Below are 20,832 nucleotides of genomic sequence, written 5' to 3'. Positions count from 1 at the left end.
TCGCAGGCATGACCGACTGCTGTCGGTTCTAACTTTTTTATTGAACGCACTGATAACTTAAACAATCCTGTCATCGGTGACAGGATTAGAAGCTAGTCGCACTTCAAAGAAACAGCAAGAATATTTTTTATAAGCTTATATAAAAGATAAGTTATTGAAATTAAACGATTAAAAGTTCAAATCTGCAAAATGGTGCAGCCTCTCACCATTTTGACGCACTTGACAGGATCTAAAAATAGTCGAGATTTCCTATGTCAAATCAGCCGTTTGAGGAGGCGCTGCGAAGAGCAGAAGACAACTAAGAAAATAAACGTGCACCGCTTTGGGACCTGATCGAACGGACAACTTGCCAAACACCCGGCCTGAGTGAACCGGCAACTAACCGAAGGCTTCAAAGTTGAATGAATAAAACTGAATCACATCAGTTGTTTACATGGATTCCGCACACTGTGCAGTCGCGTACCCGGCAGTAGTTGGCATCGTAATTGAGTGCCGCCGCAGATCGCTGGCCAGGAGGGCGGAAGTCGTAAGTTCTCCGGCCATCGTCCGGCGCGCTGTCCCTTGGTGCGCCGGCCTGATGAGCAAAATAATCAGAACAACAGTGGAGCGGCCATGCAACAGATCAGATCCCAGGTGACCGAGCGCGCCGGCTTGTACGAGCTGGACGCCGGCAGCGACGTACTCGACAGCCCCCGTTACAACCACGACATCGCACCGACCAAGGTCCAGGAGCGCACCTGGAACAAATGGCACATCACCGCGCTGTGGGTCGGCATGTCGATCTGCGTGCCCACCTACACCCTGGGCGGGGTACTGACCGCCTACTTCGGCCTCAGCGTCGGCGAGGCGCTGCTGGCGATCCTCCTGGCCAACATCGTGGTGCTGATTCCCCTGACCCTCAACGCCTTTGCCGGCACCAAGTACGGCATTCCCTTCCCGGTGCTGCTGCGCTCGTCGTTCGGCATCATCGGCTCCAACGTGCCGTGCCTGATCCGCGCCCTGGTGGCCTGCGGCTGGTTCGGCATCCAGACGATGTTCGGCGGGCTGGCGATCCACCTGTTCCTGGGCTCGATCTTCGAGGGCTGGAAGGCCCTGGGCGGCACCGGCGAGGTGATCGGCTTCATGATCTTCTGGACCCTCAACCTGTGGGTGGTGCTGCGCGGCGCCGAGTCGATCAAGTGGCTGGAAACATTGTCCGCGCCGCTGCTGGTGGCGGTGGGCATCGGCCTGCTGGTGTGGGCCTTGCCCAGCGTGTCGCTGACTGAGCTGTTGGCGATCCCGCCCAAGCGTCCCGAGGGCGCCAGCGTCACCGGTTACTTCATGGCCGGGCTGACGGCGATGGTGGGCTTCTGGGCCACCTTGTCGCTGAACATTCCCGACTTCAGCCGCTACGCGAAAAGCCAGAAGGACCAGATCCTCGGGCAGATCTTCGGCTTGCCGCTGACCATGTTCCTGTTCGCCGCCCTGGGGGTGGTGATGACCGCCGCCTCGGTGAAACTGGTGGGGGTCACGGTGTCCGACCCGGTGAGCCTGATCGGCCATATCCAGAGCCCGGGCTGGGTGGCCCTGGCCATGGCGCTGATCATCATCGCCACCTTGTCCACCAACACTGCGGCCAACATCGTCTCGCCCACCAACGACTTCCAGAACCTCGCGCCGAAGCTGATCGGCCGCACCACGGCGGTAATCCTCACCGGCCTGGTGGGGCTGGCGCTGATGGGCCACGAATTGCTGAAAAAGCTCGGCCTGCTGATTTCCGACGTCAGCCTGGAGAGCGTGTATTCCAACTGGCTGCTGGGCTACTCCAGTCTGCTGGGGCCGATTGCCGGGATCATGGTGGTGGACTACTTCATCATCAAGAAACAGCGCCTGGACCTGGCCGGCCTGTACCGCGACGACGTCTACCCGGCGTGGAACTGGCACGGTTTCATCGCCTTCGGCGTGCCGGTGGCCCTGACCCTAATGTCCCTGGGCAGCAGCGCCTTCAACTGGTTCTACAGCTACGGCTGGTTCACCGGCTCGGCCCTGGGCGGGTTGATCTACTACGGCCTGTGCACCTGGCGCAGCCCCCAGGTGGCGACCGCCAAGACCCCAACATGAACACCCAACCAGCGTGCTCGCGGGCACCACCCCCGTCCCGTAGGAGCTGGCTTGCCAGCGAAGGCGTCGGCACGGGCGATGCACCTCTTGCGGGCTCCTTCGCCGGCAAGTGGTACGCCGCCCGGCCGGCTCCTGGGCAAGAGCAGGTTTTTGCTAGGCCGTTATCCCGGGCGATTGCGCCACGCATCCCCCGACAAAACCAGAAGAAACGCCTGAGGAAATCACCATGAACGCTGCCGTCGAGGTTCTGCAATCCAGTCATCAGCACATCAACCGCGACCGCCTCTGGCAGTCGCTCATGGAGTTGGCCCGGCTCGGCGCCACGGTCAAGGGCGGGGTCTGCCGTTTGGCCCTGACCGACCTCGACCGCCAGGCCCGGGACCTGTTCGTGAAGTGGTGCGAGGAGGCCGGTTGCACGGTCACGGTGGACGGCATCGGCAACATCTTCGCCCGCCGCCCCGGGCGCAATCCGCAGCTGCCGCCAGTGATGACCGGCAGCCACATTGACACCCAGCCCACCGGCGGCAAGTTCGACGGCTGCTTCGGCGTGCTGGCCGGAGTGGAAGTGCTGCGCACCCTCAACGACCTCAAGCTGGAAACCGAGGCGCCCCTGGAAGTGGTGGTGTGGACCAACGAAGAAGGCTCGCGCTTCCCGCCGTGCATGATGGGTTCCGGGGTGTTCGCCGAGAAGTTCACCCTGCAAGACACCCTGGCCAAGACCGACGCTGAGGGCGTCAGCGTCGGCGAGGCGCTGAACGCCATCGGCTACGCCGGCACGCGCCCGGTCAGCGGGCATCCGGTGGGTGCCTACTTCGAGGCGCATATCGAGCAGGGGCCGATTCTTGAAGACGAGCGCAAGACCATCGGCATTGTCCTCGGTGCTCTGGGGCAGAAATGGTTCGACCTCAAGCTGCGGGGTGTCGAAGCCCACGCCGGCCCGACCCCCATGCACCTGCGCAAGGACGCCCTGGTGGGCGCTGCCGCCGTGGTCGCGGCGGTCAACCGTGCCGCCCTCGGCCACCAGCCCCACGCCTGCGGCACCGTCGGCTGCCTGCAAGCCTATCCAGGCTCGCGCAACGTGATCCCGGGGGAGGTGCGCATGACCCTGGACTTCCGCCACCTGGAGCCGGCGCGCCTGGATTCGATGATTGCCGAGGTGCGCCAGGTGATCGACAACACCTGTGAAGAACACGGCCTGAGCTTCGAACTGACCCCCACTGCGGACTTCCCGCCGCTGTATTTCGACCCCGTCTGTGTCGATGCCGTGCGCGGTGCCGCCCAGGGGCTGGGCCTGTCCCATATGGACATCGTCAGCGGCGCCGGGCACGACGCGATCTTCGTCGCCGAACTGGGCCCGGCGGGGATGATCTTCGTGCCCTGCGAAGGTGGCATCAGCCACAACGAAATCGAGAACGCCGACCCCGACGACCTCGCCGCCGGCTGCGCCGTGCTGCTGCGCGCCATGCTCGCCGCCTCCCAATCCATCGCCCAACGCCAACCGTAGGAGCCGGCTTGCCGGCGAAGAGGTCCGCAAGAAATGCGCCGCCCATGGCGACGCCTTCGCTGGCAAGCCAGCTCCTACCGGGGGGGGAGGTGATTCCGCGAATCCGCCCACGCCACTATTCCCGTAGGAGCCGGCTTGCCGGCGAAGGGGCCCGCAAGACCTGTATCGCCAGTGCTGACGCTTTCGCTGGCAAGCCAGCTCCTACAAGGGCATCGTCAGCCGCTGGTCCTGGCGTACACTGGCGAACTTTTCGCACGGGATATCGACTATGCACAGGATGGCGCTCTGTTTGGCCCTGGCTCTGAGCCTGGGGGGTTGTATCGATTACAAATGGGGCCACGACTGGAAGGCCGACAGCCTCGGCGGTTGGCAGGACGCCAGCAAGGGAAAATATGACCAGGGCACTTCGTTCAAGCTGGCCTGCGGGCCCGAGCCGCTGTATGTGAAGCTGACCTCCGCGCCGTCCCACCATCTGATGTCGCTGCTGTTCATTCCCCTGGTCCCGGCGGCCACCGGCGATGACAACCATCTGAGCATCAACACCCGCCACCCCAGCCTCTCGGTCTGTTCGGCGGCGCAGAACCCCCTGGTGATCAAGCTGGACAACCGGGTGATCAGCCATATCGGCTACGCGGCAGGTGACCAGGCGGGCAGTTGCGAGCTGCGGCTGGACGAGCGCGAGTTGCAGGGCGAGCGGGTGTCGATCGAGGTCAATCAGGCCGTGCTGCCTTGCGCCGTGGCCCCGCTGACCTTGAAGAAAAACGGCTTCTTCTGCCTGCGCAAAACCGAGTTCGGCGGTTCCAAGCCTTGTGACCGTTAGGGGGCAGTCGCACGAACCTAAGCTAATTCCTAAAAAGTATTTATTTTAGATTTGTTAGATCGATTAGCTTTTAGCGACTTTCCTGTCTCCCAGAAGGTTCGCCCCCATGCGCCTGCCCTTTGCTTTGCGTCGCAGCTTGTCGATCACCGCCCTGGCCGGTCTGGCGCTGGGCATGGCGCTCAATGCCCAGGCCGACACCAACCTGCGTATCGGCTACCAGAAATCCTCGACCCTGCTGGCGCTGCTCAAGGCCCAGGGCACCCTGGAAAAACAACTGGCGGGGCAGGGCGTCAACATCACCTGGCACGAATTCACCAGTGGCCTGCCGCTGGCGGAATCGCTGAACGTGGGCAACGTCGACATCAGCGCCGATGTCGCCGACACGGTGCCGGTCTTCGCCCAGGCGGCGGGGGCCAAGCTGACCTATTTCGCCACGGAAACCCCATCGCCTGCGGCCCAGTCCATCGTCATCCCCAAGGATTCGCCGCTCAAATCCCTCGCTGACCTCAAGGGCAAGCGCGTTGCCGTGACCAAGGCCGCCGGCAGCCATTACCTGCTGATCGCCGCCTTGCGCCAAGCCGGGCTGAGCTTTGCCGATATCCAGCCGGTGTACCTGACCCCGGCCGATGGCCGCGCGGCGCTGGAAACCGCCAAGGTCGATGCCTGGGTCACCTGGGAACCCTTCGTCGCCAGCGCCCAGCGCCAGCAGGGCGCGCGGGTGCTGCACGACGGCCAGGGGCTGGCCAGCTATCGCCGTTACTACCTGGCTTCCAACGACTACGCCAAGGCCCATCCCGAGGTGCTGCAGCAAGTGTTCGCCGAGTTGCAGAAGACCGGCACCTGGGTCAAGGCACACCCGGCCGAGGCGGCAAAACTGCTGGGCCCGCTGTGGGGCAATCTGGATGTGCCGACGGTGGAACTGGCCAACAGCCGCCGCACCTACCAGGTGGAAGCGGTCAAGCCCGACGCCTTGGGCGAGCAGCAGAAAATCGCCGATGCCTTCTACCAGGAAAAGCTCTTGCCCAAGCCAGTGGATGCCCGGGCCGTGCAGTTGTGGAGCCCCAAATCGTTGTAAGTGACCGTTAGATCGCTTTCGCCGGCAAGCCGGCTCCTACAGCGAACCTGGCCCCCTTTTTTTCTTGTTCACCGCCGGCCACGCCATCCCGCGCCCGGCGTCAGGAGTTCCCGTGTCTGCCGTTCAACCCCAAGAGGCCTTTGCCGTCCCAGCCTGGTCCAGCCCGCTCGCGGAAAACCCCGAGGTGGTGCTGGAGTTGCGCAACCTGACCAAACACTACTCCCGCCGCCGTGGCCAGAGCGCGCCGCCTGCGGTGCAGCAGGTCAGCTTGCAGGTGCGCCGTGGCGAGGTGCTGTGCCTGATGGGCACCTCCGGCAGCGGCAAGTCCACCTTGCTGCGGCATATCAACCGGTTGATCGAGCCCAGCAGCGGCGAGGTGCTGATCGACGGTGCGGCCATCAGCCAACTCTCGGCCCAGGAACTGCGCACCCTGCGTTCCCGGCGCATCGGCATGGTGTTCCAGCATTTTGGCCTGCTGCCTCATCGCAGCGTGCGCGACAACGTTGCCTTGCCCCTGGAACTGCGCGGCGAGCCCGAGGCTCTGCGCCATGCCGCGGCGGATCTGCAGTTGCACGCCATGGGCCTGGACGGCTGGGGCGATCACTATCCCCATGAGCTGTCCGGCGGCATGCAGCAGCGGGTCGGTCTGGCCCGGGCCCTGGTCAGCGAGCCTGACATCCTGCTGATGGACGAACCTTTCAGCGCCCTGGACCCGACCATCCGCCGCGACCTGCAAAGCCACTTTCTGCAGGTGGTGCGCGAGCGCGGCATCACCACCTTGCTGGTGACCCACGACCCGGCGGAAGCCCTGCGCCTGGCGGACCGCATCGCCGTGCTGCGCCACGGCCAGCTGATTCAGGTTGGCACCCCCGAGGAATTGCTGAAGCAGCCGGCGGATGCCGAAGTGGCGGACTTCTTCCAGGAACACGGCGCCCGCAGCGCCACGCCGATGGCGACGATTGCCCCGCGCAAGAGCGCGACGACCCCGGCGCCGTTCAGCCCCGGACTGTCCTTTGCTCAGGCCCTGCTGCTGGGGCCCGCCGCCCTGGCCGCCAGCGGTCGCGGTGGCCTGTACTGGCTGGGCTTCGCCCTGGAATTGGGGGCGGTCGCAGCCTTGGGGCAAGGGCTGGCCACGGCCAGTTTCGCCTGGGCCGCCCTGGCGCTCATCGGCTTGCTGTCCAGCCGCCTGTTGAGTGTGGCCCTGGCCCGCCGTCCCAGCCGCCTGAGGCGTTCGGACTGGCGTCTGCCGTGGCTGGTGTTGCTGCTGTCCCAGGTCCTGGTGCTGTGGCGGGTGTTGGCCGTCGACGCCACTGGCCCCTGGCTGCAATTTCCCGCCGACCGCCAAGTGCTGCTGGGCACCGCCGCGGCCATCGATCAACTGATTGCCTGGTCCCAGGTGACGTTCGAAAGCACCTTCGTCGGCGTGATAGTCGCCGTGCGCACGGTGATCGAAAGCATCGAAAGCCTGCTGGGCTGGCTGCCCTGGCCGGTGCCGGCCCTGGCCCTGGTGCTGCTGGCCTGGCGCAGCGCCGGCGCCGCCCTGGCCCTGACCAGTGCCGCGGCCTTGCTCTACATCGGCCTGTTCGGTTTCTGGGAGCGGACCATCGCCACCCTGGCCTTGGTGGGCTCCTCGGTGCTGATCTCGCTGTTGATCGGCGTACCCGCCGGCATCCTCCTGGCCAAGCGCGCCCTGGCCCGGCGCCTGATCACTCCGCTCCTGGACGTGATGCAGACCTTGCCCACCTTCGTGTACCTGATCCCGGCGGTGGCGTTCTTCTCGGTGGGCAAGACCCCGGCGGTGATCGCCACGGTGATCTTCGCCCTGGCGCCGATGATCCGCCTCACTGCCCTGGGGATTCAGGAAGTGCCCAAGACCGCCGTCGAAGCAGCCCTGGCCCACGGCGCCACGCCGTGGCAGGTCCTGACCAAGGTCGAACTGCCCCTGGCTGCGGGCTCCTTGCTGCTGGGGATCAACCAGACCCTGGTGATGAGCCTGTCGATGGTGGTGGTGGCGGCGCTGATCGGCGCCGGCGGCCTGGGCTACGACGTGATGACCGCGCTGCGCAACATCAAGGGCGGCGAGGGCATGCTGGCCGGCGCCGCGATCGTGTTCTGCGCGCTGATTCCCGACCGCATCATTCAAGCGACCCTGCGCCAGCGGGATCGCACATTGCATCAATCATGAGGTGTCCCTTGAACAAGTCGTTTACCCGTACCCTTGGCGCTGCCGCGCTGCTGTTGGGGTTGTCCCTGCCGGTGCTGGCCAAGGACAAGATCGTCATTGGCGAGCAGAACTGGACCGGTGCCATCGCCATCCAGAACATCCTTGGCGAAGTGATCAAGAGCCGCCTCGACGGCGAGGTTTCCTACCTCGCCGGTGACGTTCCGGTGCTGTTCGCCGCCGCTGCCAAGGGCGACGGCTCGGTGGACGTGCTCACCGATATCTGGCTGCCCAACCAGTCCGCCGCCTGGGCCAAATACGTCACCGGCGGCACCCGTTCCCTGGTGCCCAATAAGCAGCCGTACCTGGGGGTTCAGGGCTTCTACATCCCCGGCTACCTGCAAGACAAATACGGCGTGAAGTCGGTCTACGACCTGCAAAAGCCCGAAGTGGCGAAACTCTTCGAACCCCTGGGCGGCGGCAAGGCGCAACTGCTGGTGGGCCCGGCGGGTTGGGAATCGACCTACATCGGCGAGATCAAGGCCAAGGATTTCGGCTTTGCCGATAAATTCGAATCGGTGTCCACCGAAGCCTCGGTGACCTACGCCAAGCTCGCCGCGGCCTACAAGGCCCAGCGCGGCGTGGTGTTCTACGCCTACACCCCGGACTGGATCTTCTCCGCCTTCGACCTGCGCCGCCTGGATGAACCGGCGTTCGACGGCTACGCCCAGGACAACAAAAAGGGCGACCCGCTGTACAAGGCCGACGGCTGCTGGAAATTCATCAGCCCGACGGTGGATGCCGATTGGCTGAGCAAGAGCAAGATCACCTGCGCCTACCCGGATGCACGGGTCTATGTCCTGGCCTCCAGCGCCTTGCAAAAACGCGCACCACGGATCGCCGCGTTCCTGGAGAACTTCAGCATCGAACCCCAGGCTTTGAATGACCTGATCCTCAAGATCGAAAAGGAACAGCAACCGGCGGCGCAGGCGGCCAAGGAATGGGTCGCGGCGCATCCGCAGATCGTTGATGGCTGGCTGGGTGCCAGCGGTGAGAAAGTGGGAGTGGCGCAATGAGCGGGGCGCCGGTGAATAGCCTCGAACAGGCGACCTTCGGCGCTGGCTGCTTCTGGGGCGCGGAAGCCGCGTTCCGGGCGCTGCCGGGGGTAGTGGATTCCCGTGTGGGCTACGCCGTGGAAGCGGGTGACGAGGCGTTGCAGATTGAAGTGGTGCAGGTGGATTTCGACCCGCAGGTGCTGGCGTATTCGACCCTGATCGAACACTTCTGGGGCCTGCACGATCCGACGTCGGTGGACCGCCAGGGCGAACATGGCGGGGTGAAATATCGCTCGGCGATTTTCCACACCAACGCCGTGCAGGCCGAACAGGCGAGGGCGGCCAAGGTGGCGCTGCAAGACTCTGGCCGCCTCAACAAACCCGTGGCCACGGTGATCGTGTCCCTGGGCCGCTTCGACCTGGCGGATGAAGCGCACCAGCGTTACCTGGAGAAGAATGGCTTGAGCAGTTGCCACATCTGATCGTTTGCAGGTGCGCCGGTTTTTGTAGGCGCTGGCTTGCCAGCGAAGAGGCCCGTAAGACCGCCTTCGCCGGCAAGCCGGCTCCTACACAACCCTCCACTGAATCACTTCCAGCACCGCGCAGCCTTCTCGTGTCAGCAGGTGTACGCCACGGGTGATGCGGGTCAGGTCGCAATCGCTGATGTCTTTCAGTTTCAGGGTGGACAGGCTGTCCATCAGGTCGCGAACCACGGTGAAACGGTGGGCGGCGCTGCTGGCCAGGTCGCTCAAGGGGGCGTCGGTATCGAGGTAGAACACCGGGTGTTCGGTGTCGTGGGTGTCGATGGGGGTGAAGCGGGGGAGGTGATGGTCAGTCATAGGTACGGCTCCTGCTTATAGAGCAATCGTCTTTTTGCCGACCGTGAGGATTGGGGCAGTGATGCGCGAGCAGGCTGGCCGGGGATAGGGCAACAGCACACCTTGAGGTGTCCCGCGCACCACCGTCATAACCTTTGATCGCAGGGACAAAAGCGACTGCGAGGATGTTTGAAAGTGGATGCGTTCCTATATTCGACCGGCCAAGGTCGCTCGCGGATTTTGCCGCGTGGGCGAACTATAGGGGGGATGCCAGAGCGGTGCAATTGGGCATTGAAGGTGATGTTTGAGTGGTTGTGTCGACTGTTGGTGGCTGGTTTTGATGGGGTACATATCCATTGCTGCGGGTGTTGCGGCTGGCGGTTTCGCCCTTACGGCGAGTCACTTTGGAAAAGCCCCAAAGTAACCAAAGGGCTCCTGCCCCCGCATCCGGCGCCTCGCCTAGGCTCGGCGTTCCCTCGCTCCGGCATTGCTCCGGGGGCACGCCGCCACAGGCCATCCATGGCCTGATGGCGGCTAGCTCGGCATCCATGCCGAGCTGCCCCCTGCGCAATGCCTACGCTCGGCCTCCTGAAGGGGCAGGAAGATCAAAAGCAAAAGCAAAAGCAAGATCAAAAGCCCAAGCGCGTTGTACGCGCTTCCGTAGGAGCCGGCTTGCCGGCGAAGAGGCCCGCAAGACATGCGTCGCCCTGGCGGACGCCTTCGCTGGCAAGCTGAACTGGTCAAGTAATCCTGGACACCGATTAAGGTTCTACGCCGCCAGTTTCTCCATCGCTACCGGCGACCAATAGTCGTTATAACTGTGAGGCCTGATGGTGTTGTAGCGCATGACGTAGCGCTGTACATCCGTTCGGGCCTCATGCTCCGAGCTGTAGCCTGTTTCAGGTACCCACTCCGACTTCAAACTGCCAAAGAAACGCTCCATCGCAGCGTTGTCCCAGCATTCACCTTTACGACTCATACTTTGCCGGTGCCCAAGTTCCAGCAGCTCATTCCTGAACTTATGGCTGGTGTACTGGCAACCTTGATCGGAGTGAAACAACACGTCTTTGGGACGCCCCCGTAGCTCGACGGCCATCCGCAAGGCTTCACAGGTCAGCGAGGCATCAGAGATCATCGAAAACGACCAGCCCACGATCCTGCGGGCGAACAAGTCCAGAACTGCGGCAAAATACAGCCAGCGCTTGCCGACCTTGATGTACGTGACGTCGCCGCACCACACCTGATTCATCGCCGTAACCTCAAACTGACGCTTGAGCACGTGGGGCGCCACCAGCGCTTCCACGCCGGAGGACTTGTACTTGTGGCGTCGACGCTGACGACTGGCGATACCGGCTTCTCGCATCAGGCTGCGAGCCATGTACCGTCCGACACTATGCCCATTGGCTTGCAGCACCTTGGCCAGGGTGCGCGAGCCGGCAGATGCCCTGGAAGCCTTATGGTGCTTGACCAGCAAGGCTTTGAGCTTCTCTCGTTCGGGCCGAGCTCGGCCTTGGCGCTCGCGCCATGCGTAAAAGCTGCTGCGGCTAATTCCCAGCACGCGGCAGCACTTGTTCACGCCGTATTGCTCACCCAGCTCATCGATCAGCGAGAGTGATCTTTGGCGTCCAACAGCAGGAGAGCACTGGCCTTTTTTAGGATTTCGATATCCTGATCTTTTTGCCTGAGCAAGGCTTTGAGTTGTTGGATTTCTCGCTGATCGGCGGTAATCGCTTTGGCCCCGACCGGAATCGATCCCTGGCGCTCTTGACGAACTTGTTCAACCCAGCGACGCAGCGCCGTAGGACCAACACTCAAACTGGCGCAAACCTCGGGAACCGATAGTCCCTCGTCCAACACCATGCTGGCCGCCTTGAGCTTGAACTCACCCGAATAAGAATTACGCATATCCAAACACCTCTGATTTGGGCGCCATCATAGCGCCCGATTTGGGTGTCCAAAATTATTAGGCCAGTTCAAGCCAGCTCCTACAGGGGGGCGGTGCACACCGATCAATCTCCAGGCCGGCCGGCAGGCCGCCGTCAGATTTTGCCTTTGCTTTTGATCTTGCTTTTGATCTTCCTGCCCCTTTAGACACGATGGCCGAACGCAGGCATTGATCCGTGGGTAACCCGGCAGGACGCCGGGTTAGCCGCACTGGGCCAGGGATGGCCCATTGCGGCGGCCCACGGATCAATGCCGGAGTGAGGGCATGCCGAGCCTAGGCGAGGCACCGAGTGGAGGGGCAGGAGCCCTTTGCTTACTTTGGGGCTTTTCCAAAGTGAGTCGCCGTAAGGGCGAAACCCTAAGCGGCCGTAACCGCAGCAAAGGATATGTACCCAGAACTCGCGGTAAGAGCGAATCACTTTGGCAAAGCCGGAATGCCGGTCCAGCCCAGAATAACCAAAAGGCTCCTGCCCCAGCATCCGGCGCCTCGCTCCGGTCTCCTGACGGGAGAGCAAAGCCAAAGCCTGAACCCTCACCCTTTCAATCAAAACCCTCAAACGCCCTGCAAGACCCTCAACGCAGCCTGAGCCAAAAAGCCCGATCGGCTTTTCTGTTCCGGATGATGTTTCACATATTCATCAATTCGATTCAGCAAATAGCCCGGCAGCGTGATGTTGAGTTTTTCCGCCTTGCCCATGTAGCGAGTGATGTCGATATCAATCACGGCCCAAGTGCAGCCTTGATACTGGGGATTGGCGGCGTGGAGGGTCACTGTGCGCGCGGTGGGGATGGCTGCTCCTTCTTCGGCCAGTAATTCCAGGTGGCCTTCGATGGCTTCGCGGGCCATGGCCATGGCGTCGTCGAGGTCGTCACCGGCGGAGAAGCAGCCAGGAATATCGGGTACTTCCACACCCCAGGCGTGTTGGTCGTCACCGGGGAGAATGGCAATGGGATAGAGCATGGACTGATCCTCCTTCGGACCTGGGAGCGTCGAGCCTGGGTGGTTAGAGCCGGGCTTGTTTCAATATGCTGCTTACCGTTTTGGCCAGTAGATCTTTTTTGGGATGGGGAATGGTGACCAGGCCTGGCTTGGTTGGGTGTTTGAAGTGGTGGTGACTGCCCTTGACCCTGACCAGATACCAACCATCTGCTTCGATCTGGGCGATGAGTTGCCGGCTGTTCACATCGCTTTCAACTCCCTGTTGTGGTGGGTATGATAACTACTTTTTCGCGCTCAACACTATCAGCAACGGTTGGCGACGCATAGGGCGAGGCGGTAAACCTCAAGCTTTTAGCTTGCCGCTTGCCGCTACAAACTTGACGCTGACTCTCCTCCACCCAACGCCACCACCAACCCCACACTGGCCTGCAACTCCCTTGTCTGCACCGCCTGCAACCCCCGCTGGGCCTGCAAGGCTGCGGTCTGCGCCGTCACCACATCCAGATAACTCACTGCTCCGGCCTGATAGCTGTTCATCGCCAAGGTCTGCGTGTGCTCGGCAGCATTCACCGCCGCCTGTTGGTCCAGCGCTTCCTGGTGCAAATCCCGCAGTTGCCCCAGGTTATCCTCCACCTCGCGCACCGCCCGCAGCACTTGCCCACGGTAATGGGCGGCAGCCTCTTCAAACTCGGCGTGGGCCTGGCGCTCATTGGCGCTCAGCCGCCCGCCGTCAAAAATCGGCAGGTTCACCAACGGCCCCAGGGCCCAATAGCGATTACCCGCCGCCAACAGATTGCCCACGCCCTGGGTCTGGCCGCCGAGCATGCCGGTCAGGCTGAAATCCGGATACCAGGCGGCGCGGGCGATGCCGATGCCGGCATTGGCGGCGTAGACCCGGCGTTCGGCGGCGGCAATGTCCGGCCTTCGTTGCAGCAGGGTGCTGGGCAGTTGCTGGGGAATACTCGGCAGGCTCAGCAGTTGCGAAGAGGGCGCCAGGCTGAAGCGGCTGGCCGGTTCGCCCACCAGTTCGCCAATCGCATGTTCGGTGAGGTTGCGCTGGGCGCGCACTTCGTCCAGTTCCGCCTCGGCGCTGGCCAGTTGGCTCTGGGCCCGGGTCAGGTCCAGTTCCGAGGCGATCTGCCCCTGATAGCGGTCGCGGGTCAGTTGCAGGGCCTGGGCGTAATCCTCCAGGGAGTGGCTGAGGATGCGGCTCTGGGCGTCCAGGCCATTGAGTTGCACATACAGACTCGCCAATTGTTTTTGCAGGCTCAGGCGCGCCGCCGCGAGGTCGTCGCCGGAGGCCTGGGCCTGGGCATCGCCGGCTGCGGCTTGATTGCGAATCCGGCCCCAGAGGTCGAGGTCGAAGCTCAGGGCAAAACCGGCGCTGTTGCTGTTGTAGATCGACGGTTGCGTGCTGCCGCGCAGGGGGCGGCTGTCCGACTGGCGCTGGCGCAACGGTTGGGCGCTGGCGCTGATCTGCGGGAACAGCCCGGCCTGCAGCTGGCTGGCGTAGGCCTGGGCGCCGTCGTAGTGGGCCAGGGCCGCCGCCAGATCCGGGTTGGCTCGGAGCAGGCGTTGTTGCAGGTCATCCAGACGCGGGTCCTGGTACAGCAGCCACCATTGCTCGGCGAGGCTTTGGGGCGCGGCGGCCGGGTGCCAGGGGCCGTCGCTGCTCTGTTCGCGGTAGTGCGCTGGCAGGTCAATGGGCGGCACCTGGTAGTGGGGCGCCAGGGAGCAGCCGTGCAGGGCCAGCAACAGCAGGGCGGCGAGGGGCTTAAGCCTTGGGCGCATGTTCGCCTCCCGCGTCGGCCAGTTGCACCAGGTCGCCTTCGCGCAGGGCGTCCGGCGGGTTGTCGATGACGTGATCGCTGGCTTGCAGGCCCTGGTCGATCACCAGCCGCTCGCCCAGGTCCAGGCCGATATGGATGCTGCGCAGGTGCACGTGGCGGGAACCGTCGATCACCGCCACCTGGGTGCCCTGGGCGCGGAAGATCAGGGCGCTGGCGGGGATGCTCACACCGTGGGTGTCGGCAGGGATGGCCAGTGTGGCTTCGGCATACTCACCGGGCATCAGCGCGCCGTCCGGGTTGGCGGCGACGAACTGCGCCAGCAGGGTGCCGGAGCGTGGGTCGATGGCGGTGGAGTCGCCCAGCAGTTGCGCGCTGAAGTGCTGGCCGGGGTGCTCGGGCACCGTCAACTGCGCTTGCAGGCCGGGGCGGATCACGCTGGCGTAGTTCTGCGGAATCGGCACGTAGAGCCGCAGTTTGTGGGTGTCCGCCAGGTCGAACAGCTCCGGGTCGCTGTCGTTGTCGGCCTTGATCAACTGGCCGATGTCGGTGTGGCGGGCGGTGATGGTACCGGCGAACGGCGCACGAATGGTCTTGTAGTCCTCCAGCGCCGAGAGCCGCGCATAGTCGGCGGCGGCCGCCTCGGCATTGGCTTTGGCGGCGGCTGCGTTGGAGGTCTTTTCATCGGCTTCCTGGCGCGATACCGAATGGCTGGCCAAGAGGTTCTGCCAGCGCTCGGCGGTGGTCTGGGCCAGCCGGGCATTGGCTTGTTGCTGGATCATCCGCGCCCGGGCCTGGGCCACTTGCTGGTCCAGGTCGGGGCTGTCGATATGGGCCAGCACTTGCCCGGCGCTCACCTTGGCGCCTATGTCCTGGGTCCAGTCCTTGAGGTAGCCGCTGACCCGGGCATGGATCGGCGCCTTGCTCCAGGCCTCCAGGTGTGCCGGCAGGCGCAGGGTGTCGCCCAGTAGGTTGTGCTGCGGCTGGAACACCAGCACCTGCGGTACGGCGGCGGTTTCGGTCCAGGCAACGACGGCCCGTTCATGCCGGGTACGTGCGGCCAGGCCGCTGGCCACCAGCAGGGCGGCCAGGCTCAGGCCGCCGATGCCCAGTAGCATCAGGCGTTTGCGCGAAGGGGTGTGATCAGGCGACATGGGTGTTTTCTCCAGCAACAGCGGATTGGGGACGGCGGCCGTGGACCAGGCTGAAGACCACGGGGACAAAAATCAGGGTGGCGACGGTGGCGAGGAGCAGCCCGCCGATCACCGCGCGGCCCAGTGGGGCGTTCTGTTCCTCGGACAGGGCCAGGGGCAGCATGCCGATGATCATCGCCAGGGCGGTCATGCACACCGGGCGAAAGCGCGTGTAGCCGGCTTCCAGCGCGGCCTTGAGGGCATCGCCGTGTTCCGCCAGGCGCTCGCGGCAAAAACTCACCACCAGGATCGAGTTGGCGGTGGCCACCCCCATGCACAGGATGGCCCCGGTCAGCGCCGGCACCGACAGCGAGGTGCCACTCAAGAACAGCATCCAGACGATCCCGGCCAGGGCTGCCGGCAGCGCGGTGATGATTACGAACGGATCGACCCAGGACTGGAAGTTGACCACGATCAACAGGTAGATCAGCACCACCGCCCCCAGCAGGCCCAGGCTCAGGCCGCTGAAGGCTTCGTGCAGGGCGTCGATCTGCCCGTGCAGACTGACCGTGGCGCCCTTGGGCCGTAGGGCCGCGGCGTCGTCCAGAACCTTTTGCATGTCGTGGGCCACGGCACCCAGGTCGCGGCCCTGCACGTTGGCATACAGGTCCAGGGTCGGCTGGATGTTGTAGTGGCTGACCACCGCCGGGCTCTCGACCCGGGAGATGTCCGCCAGGCCGCCGAGGATCTGCGACTGGCCGTTGCTGCCGGTGACCGGCAGCGCCTCCAGGGCCGGCAGGCTGTCCAGGCGGTACTGCGGGGTGGCGGCGACGATGGAGTAGGACACGCCGTTCTTCGGGTTGAGCCAGAAGGTCGGCGCCACCTGGGAGCTGCCGGCCAAGGACGCCACCATGCTGTTGGTCACGTCACGCTCGGTGATCCCCAGGCCGTTGGCCCGCAGGCGGTCGACCTTGACCTGCAGTGACGGGTAGCCGGTGGACTGCTGGATCCGCAGGTCGGCAATGCCCGGCACATGTTGCAGGCGCCGTTGCAGTTCCAGGGCGAAGGCGCGGTTGGCCGCGTCATCGGGCCCGGAGATTTTCACGTCCAGCGGGGCCGGGGCGCCGAAGTTGAGGATCTGGCTGCTGATGTCCGCCGGCAGGAAGGCGAACTGGCTGCCGGGGAAGCTTTCCGGCAGGGCTTCGCGCAGCTGTTTCTCCAGCTCGGCGCTGGGGGTGTGGCCGGGCTTGAGGGTGATCTGGATGTCACCGTCCTGGGGGCCGATGGTGCCGCTGTTGCTGTAGGCCATGTCGATGCCGCTCAGGGGGATGCCGATGTTGTCGATGATGCTGTCCAGTTGCTCGGCCGGGATCACTTCGCGAATCCGCCCTTCGATACGGTCGAACGCCGCCGCGCTTTCCTCGATCCGCGTGCCCAGGGGCAGCCGCACATGCAGGGCCAGGGCCCCGGCGTCGGTGGCGGGGAAGAAGTCTTGGCCCAGGCTCGGCAGCAGGGCGAAGGAGGCCAGCACGCAGGCCAAGAAGCCGATGATGAAGGTCTTGCGTCTGCCCAGGGCCAGATGCAACAGGCCGTGGTAGGTGTCGCGCACAGTGGAGAAACGCGCCTCAAAACCTTGTTGAAAGGCCAATAGCCCGCGCACCAGGGCATTGCGCGGCTTGGTGTGCTGTTCGCCTTCGTGGTGGTTGATGAAGGCGTCTTCCGGGTGATGCCCGGGCCCGGCTTCTGGCGTGTGCGGCTTGAGCAGGTACATGGCCAGTGTGGGCACCAGGGTCCGTGAGAGGATGAACGAGCTGGCCATGGCGAAGATCACCGCCAGTGCCATGGGCCGGAACAGGTAGCCGGCGATGCCCTGCAGCAGGAACATCGGCACGAAGACGATGCAGATGCACAGCAGCGAGACGAAGGCCGGGCCGACGATCTGCTTGGCGCCGTCGAGGATGGCCTGCTTGACCGCCTTGCCCTGCTCCAGGTGCCAGTTGATGTTCTCGATGGTCACGGTGGCGTCGTCCACCAAGATCCCCACCGCCAGGGCCAGGCCGCCCAGGGTCATCACATTCAGCGTCTGGCCGCTGAGCGCCAGCAGGGCAATGGCCGAGAGCACCGCCAGGGGAATCGAGGCGGCGATGATCAGTGTGGAGCGCCAGCTACCGAGGAACAGCAGGATCATCGCGCTGGTCAGCAGGGCGGCGATGATGCCTTCCTGGGCCACGCTGCCCACCGACTGCTTGACGAACACCGAGGCGTCCCCCAGCAGTGAGGTCTTCAGCGCTGGCGGCAGGGTCTCATTGATGCGCGGCAGCATCTGGCGGATGCCGTCGACGATCGACAGGGTGGAGATATTGCCGTTCTTCAGGGCCGGCATCAGCACCGCGCGGCGTCCGTCGACCCGCACGATGTTGGTCTGCGGCGGCGAGCCGTCGCGCACGTGGGCCACCTGGCCGATGGTGATCAGCGCGCCGTCCACGGTCTTGATCGGCAGGTCGTTGAGCTCCTCGATGGCGGTCGGGCTGTTGTTCAGCAGCACCGTGTATTCATCGCTGCCCAGCTTGGCGGTGCCCACCGGGATGATCTGGTTCTGCGCCGCCAGGGCATTGCCCACGTCCTGGGCCGACAGGCCCTTGGCGGCCAGGGCTTGTGGGTCCAGGTCGAGGGTGATCTGCCGCTGCTTGCCGCCCATGGGGGTGGGCATGGCCAGGCCGGGCAGGGAGCTCAGGGGCAGGCGGATGTTGTTCTGCACCAGGTCGCGGATCTTCGCCTCCGACAGGGTCGGGCTGGAGAAGGCCATCTGCAGGATCGGCACCGTCGAGGCGCTGTAGTTGAGGATCAGCGGCGGGGTGATGCCCGGCGGCATCTGCTTGAGCACGGTTTGTGAAACGGCTGTCACCTGGGCGTTGGCGGTGCGGATATCGACCCCGGGCTGGAAGAAGATCTTGACGATGCCCATGCCCGGCAGCGACTGCGATTCGATGTGCTCGATGTCGTTGACCGTGGTGCTCAGGGAGCGCTCGTAGGTGTAGATCACCCGCCCGGCCATGGCATCCGGTGACAGGCCGTTGTACTGCCAGACCACCGCCACCACCGGGATGCCGATATCCGGAAACACGTCGGTGGGGGTACGCAGGGCCGCCAGGGGCCCGATGATGCAGATGAATATCGCCAGCACGATGAACGTGTAGGGCTTGAGCAGTGCGGTCTTGACCAGCCCGAGCATGCCGAAAACCTCCGAGGGAGTGGGGTTGCAAACCTCGGCAGCCTGCAGCGACCCACCTAACACGCGGCTTTCAGCCAGGTGAAGGAAGTTTTAGGTAAGGCCTGTATTTCCTTTCATGTGGATTCATTTGTTCTTGCTTCGGGGCCTCGACAAGCTTGATGGCTATCGGTGCCGGCGATTTTTCCGGGCCTGCGCCGCACTCATTACTGTCATTTGCGAGGTTTCTTCCATGTCCCTCAAACCCTTGTTGCTGCTGCCGGGCCTTGGCCTGGTGTGCCTGCTTTCGGCCTGTGCCGGGCCGCTGCCCAAGGCCGATCCTCAGCAGGCCTGGATCGATCTTTCTCCGGAGTCGCCCAACGACTTGCTGGCCGACAGCGTCGATGGCAAGCGCCTGAACGATGGCCGCTACTTCCAGGTCAGCCCCGGCCAGCACCGCTTGCGGATGGCCTTGCTGCAAGGGGCCAACGGCAACTCGGCGCAACCCGACTGCCTGGGGCACCTGGACTATGCCGGGTTCCAGGCGGGGGGGCATTACCGACTGGTGGAGTCCAGCCAGGGCCAGGACGTCAGCGCCGCTCTGCTGGACGCCCAGGGCCGGCAGGTGGCCCAGAGCCGGCCGTTCAGTTGCCTGTAGGGCTTCTTTTTTCCATTGCCAAGGTAGATTTTCATGACACTCAAACCGCTGCTGCTGATACCCGTCCTGGGCCTCGCGTGCCTGCTCGGCGCTTGCGCCGGGCCCATGCCTCGACCCGATCCCAGCCAGGCCTGGATCGGCCTGCAGGAAGAGGCGCCCAACGACCTGATGGCCGAACGGGTGGACGGGCAGAAGATCGACGATGGTCGCTATTTCCAGGTCAAGCCCGGTGCTCACCGCCTGGACGTGACCCTGTTTGAAGAGAACGTCGGCGACTCCAACCAGCAAGACTGTGACGGCCACATCAGCTACGGCGGCTTCAAGGCCGGGGAGCATTACAAACTGGTGGAGTCGAGCCTGGGGAACGAGGTGTCGGCGCGCCTGTATGACGCCAAGGGCAAGCAGGTAGCCAGTACCCACGACTTCAATTGCATGCCCGGCTGACGGGGCTGTTTACCGCGCTCAAACAAGGACATTTCGCTCACCACAAAGAGACGGGCCTGACTTCAGGCCCATGGCGAGCCACGGGATGATAGGGGCCTGTCTCCCAGCAAGCGGGCGTGCGTCATGAAGCAAGAGGCTGAAGCGGCGATCTACTCCACCGAAGTGGCATTTGGCGAAGTGGCGCAAATGATCACCGCCGCGCGGCAGCGGGCAGTGCGCGCGGTGAATACTGAACTGGTGGAGCTGTATTGGCAGGTCGGGGCCTATATCAGCCGCAAGATCGAGGCGGCGGAATGGGGCGATGGCGTGGTCCGGCAATTGGCGGATTACCTGGCGCGGCAGCAGCCGGGGCTGCGGGGTTTTACCCGGCGTAACCTGTTCCGCATGCGTCAGTTCTATGAGGTTTATCGAGGGGAGGAGAAAGTGTCAGCAGTGCTGACACAATTACCCTGGACCCAGAACCTGATCATTCTTGCGCAAGGTAAATGCGCGCAAGAGCGCGAGTTTTACCTGCGCATGGCCATTCAGGAGCAGTGGTCGACCCGCGAGTTGGAACGGCAGATCAAATCCGCGCTGTTCGAACGCACGCTGAGCCACCCGGCCAATGCCACGGCCACCTTGAAGCAAACCCGTCCCGAGGCCCTGAAGGTCTTCAAGGATGCCTACATGGTGGAGTTTCTCGGCCTGGCCCAGGGGCATGACGAAGCCGACCTGCACCAGGGGCTGGTGCGCCAACTCAAGGATTTCCTGATCGAGATGGGGCGCGACTTCTGCTTTGTCGCTTCAGGCTATCCGCTGCAGGTCGGCGGGCGAGATTTCGCCCTGGACCTGCTGCTGTTCCATCGTGGGTTGAATTGCCTGGTGGCCGTTGAACTCAAGGTCGGGCGCTTCGAGCCGGAGTACCTGGGCAAGCTGGACTTCTACCTGGAGGCCCTGGATCGCCAGGTGCGCAAGCCCCACGAGAACCCGGCCCTGGGCGTGTTGCTCTGTGCCAGCAAGGAGGACGAGGTGGTGGAATATGCCCTCAACCGTTCCCTGTCACCGGCGCTGATCGCAGAGTACCGGACCCAGTTGCCGGACAAGAAGCTGCTGCAGGCCAAGTTGCAGGAGTTCTATGCCCTGGACACCCAGGCGCGGTGAGTCGGGCGGCCATGGTGTCCGGGGCGCTGCACTGCCTTGGTGAGT

Annotated in this window: 18 protein-coding genes; 10 read left to right on the top strand and 8 right to left on the bottom strand. The window is 63.9% G+C overall.

Annotated features, from left to right (window positions below; genetic code table 11):
• The first annotated feature begins 612 nt into the window (after positions 1–612).
• From ABCR88_RS18395 to msrA, 7 genes are all read left to right on the top strand, one after another.
• Positions 613–2,100, top strand: coding sequence for an NCS1 family nucleobase:cation symporter-1 (locus ABCR88_RS18395; RefSeq protein WP_350402988.1), 1,488 nt, complete (start codon positions 613–615; stop codon positions 2,098–2,100).
• A gap of 226 nt (positions 2,101–2,326) precedes the next feature.
• Positions 2,327–3,604, top strand: coding sequence for a Zn-dependent hydrolase (locus tag ABCR88_RS18390; RefSeq protein WP_350023998.1), 1,278 nt, complete (start codon positions 2,327–2,329; stop codon positions 3,602–3,604).
• Between the two features lie 289 nt (positions 3,605–3,893).
• Complete coding sequence (locus tag ABCR88_RS18385) at positions 3,894–4,424, top strand: hypothetical protein (protein WP_232512103.1); 531 nt, start codon at positions 3,894–3,896, stop codon at positions 4,422–4,424.
• Positions 4,425–4,530: 106 nt separating this feature from the next.
• Entirely contained in the window at positions 4,531–5,499 is a 969-nt protein-coding gene (locus ABCR88_RS18380) for an aliphatic sulfonate ABC transporter substrate-binding protein (RefSeq protein ID WP_041117698.1), read from the top strand.
• A 112-nt stretch (positions 5,500–5,611) separates the two neighbouring features.
• Positions 5,612–7,684, top strand: a complete 2,073-nt coding sequence (locus tag ABCR88_RS18375; RefSeq protein ID WP_350402985.1) for an ATP-binding cassette domain-containing protein — start codon at positions 5,612–5,614, stop codon at positions 7,682–7,684.
• On the top strand, positions 7,681–8,736 hold the full coding sequence (locus ABCR88_RS18370; protein ID WP_065363813.1) for a glycine betaine ABC transporter substrate-binding protein: 1,056 nt from the start codon (positions 7,681–7,683) through the stop codon (positions 8,734–8,736). Before ABCR88_RS18375 ends, ABCR88_RS18370 begins: the two co-directional genes overlap by 4 nt.
• A gap of 11 nt (positions 8,737–8,747) precedes the next feature.
• Positions 8,748–9,197, top strand: coding sequence for a peptide-methionine (S)-S-oxide reductase MsrA (msrA, locus tag ABCR88_RS18365; RefSeq protein WP_350024000.1), 450 nt, complete (start codon positions 8,748–8,750; stop codon positions 9,195–9,197).
• 84 nt (positions 9,198–9,281) lie between these two features.
• On the opposite strand, the gene ABCR88_RS18360 is transcribed toward msrA, so the two are convergent.
• From ABCR88_RS18360 to ABCR88_RS18325, 8 genes are all read right to left on the bottom strand, one after another.
• Positions 9,282–9,554: a hypothetical protein gene (locus ABCR88_RS18360; protein WP_350024001.1), complete on the bottom strand. Its 273-nt coding sequence runs from the start codon at positions 9,552–9,554 to the stop codon at positions 9,282–9,284.
• A 748-nt stretch (positions 9,555–10,302) separates the two neighbouring features.
• Entirely contained in the window at positions 10,303–11,109 is an 807-nt protein-coding gene (locus ABCR88_RS18355; RefSeq protein ID WP_350023009.1) for an IS3 family transposase, read from the bottom strand.
• 26 nt (positions 11,110–11,135) lie between these two features.
• Positions 11,136–11,438: a transposase gene (locus ABCR88_RS18350; RefSeq protein ID WP_350023010.1), complete on the bottom strand. Its 303-nt coding sequence runs from the start codon at positions 11,436–11,438 to the stop codon at positions 11,136–11,138.
• A 592-nt stretch (positions 11,439–12,030) separates the two neighbouring features.
• Positions 12,031–12,438: a type II toxin-antitoxin system HicB family antitoxin gene (locus tag ABCR88_RS18345; RefSeq protein WP_102864418.1), complete on the bottom strand. Its 408-nt coding sequence runs from the start codon at positions 12,436–12,438 to the stop codon at positions 12,031–12,033.
• A 43-nt stretch (positions 12,439–12,481) separates the two neighbouring features.
• Positions 12,482–12,661, bottom strand: coding sequence for a type II toxin-antitoxin system HicA family toxin (locus ABCR88_RS18340; protein ID WP_092315415.1), 180 nt, complete (start codon positions 12,659–12,661; stop codon positions 12,482–12,484).
• Between the two features lie 125 nt (positions 12,662–12,786).
• Positions 12,787–14,208, bottom strand: a complete 1,422-nt coding sequence (locus ABCR88_RS18335) for an efflux transporter outer membrane subunit (RefSeq protein ID WP_350402981.1) — start codon at positions 14,206–14,208, stop codon at positions 12,787–12,789.
• Positions 14,192–15,358 (bottom strand): efflux RND transporter periplasmic adaptor subunit, encoded by a 1,167-nt coding sequence (locus ABCR88_RS18330; RefSeq protein ID WP_350402979.1) that lies wholly within the window; start codon positions 15,356–15,358, stop codon positions 14,192–14,194. The genes ABCR88_RS18335 and ABCR88_RS18330 overlap by 17 nt, the downstream gene beginning before the upstream one ends.
• Positions 15,348–18,569, bottom strand: coding sequence for an efflux RND transporter permease subunit (locus ABCR88_RS18325; RefSeq protein ID WP_350402978.1), 3,222 nt, complete (start codon positions 18,567–18,569; stop codon positions 15,348–15,350). Before ABCR88_RS18325 ends, ABCR88_RS18330 begins: the two co-directional genes overlap by 11 nt.
• A 229-nt stretch (positions 18,570–18,798) precedes the next feature.
• Between ABCR88_RS18325 and ABCR88_RS18320 the strand changes: the two genes are divergently transcribed.
• The 3 genes from ABCR88_RS18320 (at position 18,799) to ABCR88_RS18310 (ending at position 20,787) form a co-directional block, all read left to right on the top strand.
• On the top strand, positions 18,799–19,203 hold the full coding sequence (locus tag ABCR88_RS18320) for a hypothetical protein (protein ID WP_053150990.1): 405 nt from the start codon (positions 18,799–18,801) through the stop codon (positions 19,201–19,203).
• Positions 19,204–19,236: 33 nt separating this feature from the next.
• Positions 19,237–19,647 carry a hypothetical protein gene (locus ABCR88_RS18315; protein WP_041117715.1) on the top strand — a complete coding sequence of 137 codons (411 nt, stop codon included), beginning with the start codon at positions 19,237–19,239 and terminating at the stop codon, positions 19,645–19,647.
• Between the two features lie 123 nt (positions 19,648–19,770).
• Entirely contained in the window at positions 19,771–20,787 is a 1,017-nt protein-coding gene (locus tag ABCR88_RS18310; protein ID WP_350402975.1) for a PDDEXK nuclease domain-containing protein, read from the top strand.
• The last annotated feature ends 45 nt before the right edge of the window (positions 20,788–20,832 follow it).

Source organism: Pseudomonas sp. W17 (genome assembly GCF_040268305.1).
Taxonomy (GTDB): Bacteria; Pseudomonadota; Gammaproteobacteria; order Pseudomonadales; family Pseudomonadaceae; genus Aquipseudomonas; species Aquipseudomonas protegens.
This window is presented reverse-complemented; position numbering and strand designations above follow the sequence as displayed.

Excerpts from the sequence above, each read along its gene's own strand:
- ABCR88_RS18370 (WP_065363813.1), top strand. The coding sequence starts at position 7,681 with ATGAGGTGTCCCTTGAACAAGTCGTTTACCCGTACCCTTGGCGCTGCC.
- ABCR88_RS18345 (WP_102864418.1), bottom strand. The coding sequence starts at position 12,438 with ATGCTCTATCCCATTGCCATTCTCCCCGGTGACGACCAACACGCCTGG.
- ABCR88_RS18335 (WP_350402981.1), bottom strand. The coding sequence starts at position 14,208 with ATGCGCCCAAGGCTTAAGCCCCTCGCCGCCCTGCTGTTGCTGGCCCTG.
- ABCR88_RS18380 (WP_041117698.1), top strand. The coding sequence starts at position 4,531 with ATGCGCCTGCCCTTTGCTTTGCGTCGCAGCTTGTCGATCACCGCCCTG.
- ABCR88_RS18360 (WP_350024001.1), bottom strand. The coding sequence starts at position 9,554 with ATGACTGACCATCACCTCCCCCGCTTCACCCCCATCGACACCCACGAC.
- ABCR88_RS18310 (WP_350402975.1), top strand. The coding sequence starts at position 19,771 with ATGAAGCAAGAGGCTGAAGCGGCGATCTACTCCACCGAAGTGGCATTT.
- ABCR88_RS18320 (WP_053150990.1), top strand. The coding sequence starts at position 18,799 with ATGTCCCTCAAACCCTTGTTGCTGCTGCCGGGCCTTGGCCTGGTGTGC.
- ABCR88_RS18390 (WP_350023998.1), top strand. The coding sequence starts at position 2,327 with ATGAACGCTGCCGTCGAGGTTCTGCAATCCAGTCATCAGCACATCAAC.
- ABCR88_RS18395 (WP_350402988.1), top strand. The coding sequence starts at position 613 with ATGCAACAGATCAGATCCCAGGTGACCGAGCGCGCCGGCTTGTACGAG.
- ABCR88_RS18315 (WP_041117715.1), top strand. The coding sequence starts at position 19,237 with ATGACACTCAAACCGCTGCTGCTGATACCCGTCCTGGGCCTCGCGTGC.
- ABCR88_RS18330 (WP_350402979.1), bottom strand. The coding sequence starts at position 15,358 with ATGTCGCCTGATCACACCCCTTCGCGCAAACGCCTGATGCTACTGGGC.
- ABCR88_RS18350 (WP_350023010.1), bottom strand. The coding sequence starts at position 11,438 with ATGCGTAATTCTTATTCGGGTGAGTTCAAGCTCAAGGCGGCCAGCATG.
- ABCR88_RS18325 (WP_350402978.1), bottom strand. The coding sequence starts at position 18,569 with ATGCTCGGGCTGGTCAAGACCGCACTGCTCAAGCCCTACACGTTCATC.